Annotated in this window: 5 protein-coding genes and 1 pseudogene; 3 read left to right on the top strand and 3 right to left on the bottom strand. The window is 63.2% G+C overall.

The features are described 5' to 3' along the window. Positions 1-106: 106 nt before the first annotated feature. Positions 107-238 (top strand): annotated as a pseudogene (locus BQ8794_RS36700) (LysR family transcriptional regulator); the annotation flags it as partial. Here the strand turns inward: BQ8794_RS36700 and BQ8794_RS23630 are convergent. From BQ8794_RS23630 to BQ8794_RS23620, 3 genes are all read right to left on the bottom strand, one after another. Continuing rightward, a complete protein-coding gene (locus tag BQ8794_RS23630; protein ID WP_077381054.1) occupies positions 196-1,392 on the bottom strand; it encodes an MFS transporter in 1,197 nt (398 codons plus the stop codon). The pseudogene BQ8794_RS36700 and the gene BQ8794_RS23630 sit on opposite strands and share 43 nt — an antisense overlap. Positions 1,393-1,589: 197 nt before the next feature. Next, positions 1,590-1,898 (bottom strand): DUF1244 domain-containing protein, encoded by a 309-nt coding sequence (locus BQ8794_RS23625; RefSeq protein ID WP_077381053.1) that lies wholly within the window; start codon positions 1,896-1,898, stop codon positions 1,590-1,592. A gap of 10 nt (positions 1,899-1,908) precedes the next feature. Further along, positions 1,909-2,706 carry an N-formylglutamate amidohydrolase gene (locus tag BQ8794_RS23620; RefSeq protein ID WP_077381052.1) on the bottom strand — a complete coding sequence of 266 codons (798 nt, stop codon included), beginning with the start codon at positions 2,704-2,706 and terminating at the stop codon, positions 1,909-1,911. Between the two features lie 245 nt (positions 2,707-2,951). Here BQ8794_RS23620 and BQ8794_RS23615 point away from each other — a divergent pair, with 245 nt between their 5' ends. Then, complete coding sequence (locus BQ8794_RS23615) at positions 2,952-3,440, top strand: DUF1036 domain-containing protein (protein WP_023797022.1); 489 nt, start codon at positions 2,952-2,954, stop codon at positions 3,438-3,440. Further along, positions 3,437-4,873, top strand: a complete 1,437-nt coding sequence (gene pyk / locus BQ8794_RS23610; RefSeq protein ID WP_077381051.1) for a pyruvate kinase — start codon at positions 3,437-3,439, stop codon at positions 4,871-4,873. The genes BQ8794_RS23615 and pyk overlap by 4 nt, the downstream gene beginning before the upstream one ends. The last annotated feature ends 18 nt before the right edge of the window (positions 4,874-4,891 follow it).

Here is a 4,891-nt window from a genome sequence, read left to right as displayed (position 1 = left end):
GACTCAATTCATCCCGCTCTAGGTTTAGGACTCGCAGCGCTACAGCATTTGATTTGATGCGGGTCTTGCCGAGCTTTCGCTCCGGAGCGCGACCTGCTTCGGCCTGGCGCTGCCGGTATGGCTCGCCATGCGTCGCGACGTGCGCACCAGCGTGCGCATCCGCCGTGCCGCGGATTTCCTCGAGGAGTTGAAACGCTATTCGGCCGGGGCCGCGTCAGGCGCGAATTCGGCGCGGTGAGCGAGCCCGGCCATCAAAAAGACGACGACCAGCAGCCCCGACAAAGCGACGAAGATCGGACTGAAGCTCGAGTGCTCGGCGATGAAGCCGATCGCCGACGGCGCCACCAGGATGCCGGAATAGCCCATTGTGGTGACGACGCTCATGCCGGTGCCGGACGACATGCCTTCTTGGTTGCCGCCGGCCGAAAACAGGATCGGCACCATATTGGCGATGCCGAAACCGCAAAAAGCAAAAGCTGAGATGGCGAGCCAGGGCGAGGGCGCCAGACCGGCCACCAGCATGCCGGCGGCGGCGACAAGCGCCGAGACGCGCAACGTCATTACGGCACCAAAACGGTTTCGGACGCCGTCGCCAACGAAGCGCATGACGGCCATGACGCCGGAAAAAGCGGCGTAGGCCAAACCAGCTACGGCGAGGTCGGTGCCGAGTTCCTGTTGCAGGTAAAGCGCTGCCCAGTCGAGCACCGCTCCCTCGGAGATCATCGTCATCAGCGCCATCAGCCCGACCAGATAGACCAGCGGATTTCCAGGCAGCGCGAATTTGCGATGCCCGATTGCCTCCGAGGACGCTTGGGGCGGCTTGTTCTCGGCAATCAGGTAGCGCACTGCCACGGCAATCACGGCAAAAGCGAGCGCCGTCACCACCGCCGCATGGGCGAGATGACCGTAATTCTGTATGGCGAGGCCACCGAGAGCGCCGCCGGCGAAACCGCCAAGACTCCAGAAGCCGTGCGAGGACGACATGATGGCCCGGGACAAGCGCCGTTCCACCGTGACCGCATTGGCGTTCATGGCGACATCCATGCCGCCGATCGAACCGCCAAAGATGAACATTGCGATGGCCGCCAGCGGCACGTTGGGAGCCAGCGCCACAACCAGCAGGCCGAAGCTGCCGATGAGACCGAACCAGCGCAGCACGTTGCGCGACCCATGCCTGGAGATCAGGTGGCCGCACCAGGTCATGGCTGTGACCGCGCCGGCGCCGAACAGCAGGATCAGCAGGCCAAGCGTGAACTTGCTGATATCCAGCCGGGTCAGCACCACCGGGATCTGCGGCGCCCAGGCGCCGGTCAGAAAGCCATTGGCCAAGAAGATCGCCGCCACGGCCCATCGTCCACGAATGGCGGCCTGCATGCGGTTTAGCGTGTCCATCGTGGAGAATCCGATGCGAAAAATAACTTCGCGCGGCAAATTAGATCGATTCAATCCTCAGTCAAGCGCTCGTCTTGAAAAGTGCTTGGGCCAAACGGCTCGCTTGAACCCGGGTTGATGAACCCGATTGGGTCGGGGCCTTTTGTTCGACCACGATCTTATCCGAAAACCGGATTCCACTTTTCGGGATCGTGGTCTTAATGATCCCTGGGGCGTCTTGCCTCGAACTCGGCCTTCTTGGCATCGGAGGCGTCGGTCTGGTTGAGCGCCTGCCATTCGGCATAGGGCATGCCGTAGATGATCTCGCGCGACTGGTCCTTGCTGAGATCGACACCCGCGGCCTCCGCGGCGTCGCGATACCAGTTGGAGAGGCAATTGCGGCAGAAGCCGGCGAGGTTCATCAGGTCGATGTTCTGCACGTCCGTGCGTTCGCGCAGATGCGCGACCAGCCGGCGGAAGGCGGCGGCTTCGAAATCGCGTTTCTGCTCGTCGCTGAGTTCGGTCATCGAAACCTCCTTAGAGCGGCCCGGTGCGCGAGCCGAATCGTCTGACCCGATGTATATCGGGACGGCGGTTGATCGCGTCAACGATCGGCGCCAGCCGTTCGGCCCAGGCGACCGCATCCTGCCGATGGGCGATCAGGTCCTGACGGATTTCGATCAGCGCATGGGCAAAGCCGTTGACTATGGCATGCCTGAACATGGTGTCGCCGCGCAGCGCGCCGTCGTAGGGCTCGTTGTCGCCGACGATAAGGCTTTTGTCCTCGGCGAGCATGTCGATCAGCGGTCGCGCCACCCGGTCGTCGCGATCCCACAAGATGCCAACATGCCAAGGGCGCACGAATCCCTGCATGAACGGGGTGAAGGAATGCACCGAAAGGATAAAGGGTGCGCTTGCGGAAGCCTGCGCCACCGAGGCGATCATGGCGCCGACCGCATCGTGATAGGGTCGATAGAAGCGGTCGAGCCGCCTTTCGCGTTCTTTCAGAGCAAGTGGATAATTTCCCGAAATGACGGTGCCGTCATAGAGTTGGCGGATCAGCGTCGGATCGTCCTCGCCGCGATTGGGATCGATCAGAAGCCGCGAAAAATTGGCGAGTACTGCCGGCACGCCGAGCAACGCGGCCAGTTCGCGCGTCACCGTCTCGACACCGACGTCGTAGGCGATATGGCGGTCGAATTCCGCCGCCGGCAGGCCGAGGCTGCCATACTCTTCTGGCAGGTCGCGACGGGCGTGATCGGCCAGAAGCACGATGCCTCGCTTGCGATCGCCTTCGACGACGTCGAAAGGCGCGAAAACTGTGGATCGGGTCATCGGCGGGAAATGGTCTGTTCGCTGGCTTCGGGGGAGGATGGTATCCTCATTCCACGAAGGGGACGATTACGCAATGCCGTCGTTTGGCCACGGTTTCTGCGGAAATCTGGCGGAAGGCGACAGACCGTGCGCCGAAGCCTTTCTAAATCGATTGGAATTGAGCAGAAGGGCGCGTTGACATGCGCCCGGACTTTTCCGAAAAGGGGCGTTGAGAGATGCAAATGTGGTTCTTGAGAGGTTTCAGGATGGGTTCCGCCGGCAGGCCGCGTGTGCGCTATGCCTTCGCCATGCCGTTCCTGACCTTCGCTGTGGGCCTCGCCGCGATGGTTGCTGCCTCGCCGGCGCGCGCCGATTTCCGTGTCTGCAACGCCACGCAGAACCTGGTCGGTGTCGGCATCGGCTATCGCGCCAAGGCCGGCTGGATCACCGAAGGCTGGTGGCACATCGAGGGATCGAGCTGCAAGACGCTGATCGAAGGGCCGCTGTCATCAAGATTTTACTATCTTTATGCAGAAGACGCCGAGCGCGGCGGGCGCTGGGATGGTCCGATCAACATGTGCGTGGCCGAAAAAGAGTTCAAGATCGCCGGCGTTAGCGATTGCGTCGCCCGGGGCTTCCAGCGCGCCGGATTCCAGGAATATGACACGGGCGAGCAGGCAAGCTGGATGGTCCAGCTGACCGATGACCCCGCAACGGGGGGCGTTCCAGCCGCCCCGGGAACAAACAGTCAATGAGACGCAGCCGCAAGGTCAAGATACTCGCCACCATCGGTCCGGCCTCCTCCTCCGAGGACATGCTGAAGAAGCTTTTCGAAGCCGGCGCCGACGTATTTCGCATCAATATGAGCCACACCGATCATGAATTGATGCGCACACTTGTCGGTCGCATTCGCACCGTCGAGAAAGCGGTCGGCCGGCCGATCGGCATTCTCGCCGACCTGCAGGGACCCAAGCTTCGGGTCGGCAAGTTTGCCAATGGCAAGGAGACGCTGACGCTCGGCCAGACCTTCACGCTCGACAACAATCCCGAGCCCGGCAACTCGACCAGGGTCTATCTGCCTCATCCGGAAATCCTGAGATCGGTCGAGGCCGGTCACCGTCTTTTGATCGATGACGGCAAACTCGAGCTGAAGGCGGTGGAGAGCGACGGAGAGGCGATCGTCTGCACCGTCGTCGCCGGCACCAGCATCTCCGACAAGAAGGGCGTCAGCCTGCCCGACACCGACCTGCCGGTCGGCGCGCTGACCGAAAAGGACCGCAGCGATCTCGATGCTGTGCTGGCCACCGGTGTCGACTGGGTGGCGCTGTCGTTCGTGCAGCGGCCGGAGGATCTGGCGGAAGCGCGCAAGATCGCGCGCGGCCGGGCGCTGATCATGGCCAAGATCGAAAAGCCGCAGGCAGTCGCCAGGCTGGCCGAGATCATCGAACTTTCGGACGCACTGATGGTTGCCCGCGGCGATCTCGGCGTCGAAATGCCACTCGAAGCCGTGCCCGGCATCCAGAAGCAGATCACCCGCGCCGCGCGCCGCGCCGGCAAGCCGGTGGTGATCGCCACGCAGATGCTGGAATCGATGATCACCGCGCCGGTGCCGACCCGCGCCGAGGTGTCGGACGTCTCGATCGCCGTGTTCGAAGGCGCCGACGCCGTCATGCTCTCGGCCGAATCCGCGGCCGGTGCCTACCCGGTCGAGGCAGTGGCGATGATGAACCGCATCGCCAGCAAGGTCGAAACCGACCCGACCTATGCCGGCATCATCAACGCGCAGCGCTCGGAGCCGGAAGCGACCGGCGCCGACGCCATTTCGCTCGCCGCTCGCGAAATCGCCGAGACGCTGAAACTGTCGGCGATCATCAGCTATACGGCGTCGGGCACGACCGGCCTGCGCGCCGCGCGCGAGCGGCCGCAGGTGCCGATCGTCGCGCTTTCCCCGATCGTCAACACGGCGCGGCGGCTGTCGCTTTTGTGGGGCACGCATTGCGTCGTCTCGCCCGACGCCATCGACCTCGACGATATGGTTGACCGCGCCTGCCGCATCGCTTTGGATGAAGGATTCGGCAAGCCCGGCGACCGGGTCATCATCACGGCCGGCGTTCCGTTGAGGACGCCCGGCTCCACCAACATGCTGCGCATCGCCTATATCGGATCGGACGTGCAGGCTCGCCGCTAGAGCGGGATGAATTGAGTC

This window comes from Mesorhizobium prunaredense (assembly GCF_900156895.1).
Lineage (GTDB): Bacteria > Pseudomonadota > Alphaproteobacteria > Rhizobiales > Rhizobiaceae > Mesorhizobium > Mesorhizobium prunaredense.
The sequence above is the reverse complement of the archived record's forward strand: the minus strand, read 5'-3'. Positions and strand labels throughout refer to the sequence as shown.

Bases quoted from the DNA above. Each gene is read 5' to 3' on its own strand.
- pyk (WP_077381051.1), top strand. From the start codon at position 3,437: ATGAGACGCAGCCGCAAGGTCAAGATACTCGCCACCATCGGTCCGGCC.
- BQ8794_RS23625 (WP_077381053.1), bottom strand. From the start codon at position 1,898: ATGACCGAACTCAGCGACGAGCAGAAACGCGATTTCGAAGCCGCCGCC.
- BQ8794_RS23615 (WP_023797022.1), top strand. From the start codon at position 2,952: ATGGGTTCCGCCGGCAGGCCGCGTGTGCGCTATGCCTTCGCCATGCCG.
- BQ8794_RS23630 (WP_077381054.1), bottom strand. From the start codon at position 1,392: ATGGACACGCTAAACCGCATGCAGGCCGCCATTCGTGGACGATGGGCC.
- BQ8794_RS23620 (WP_077381052.1), bottom strand. From the start codon at position 2,706: ATGACCCGATCCACAGTTTTCGCGCCTTTCGACGTCGTCGAAGGCGAT.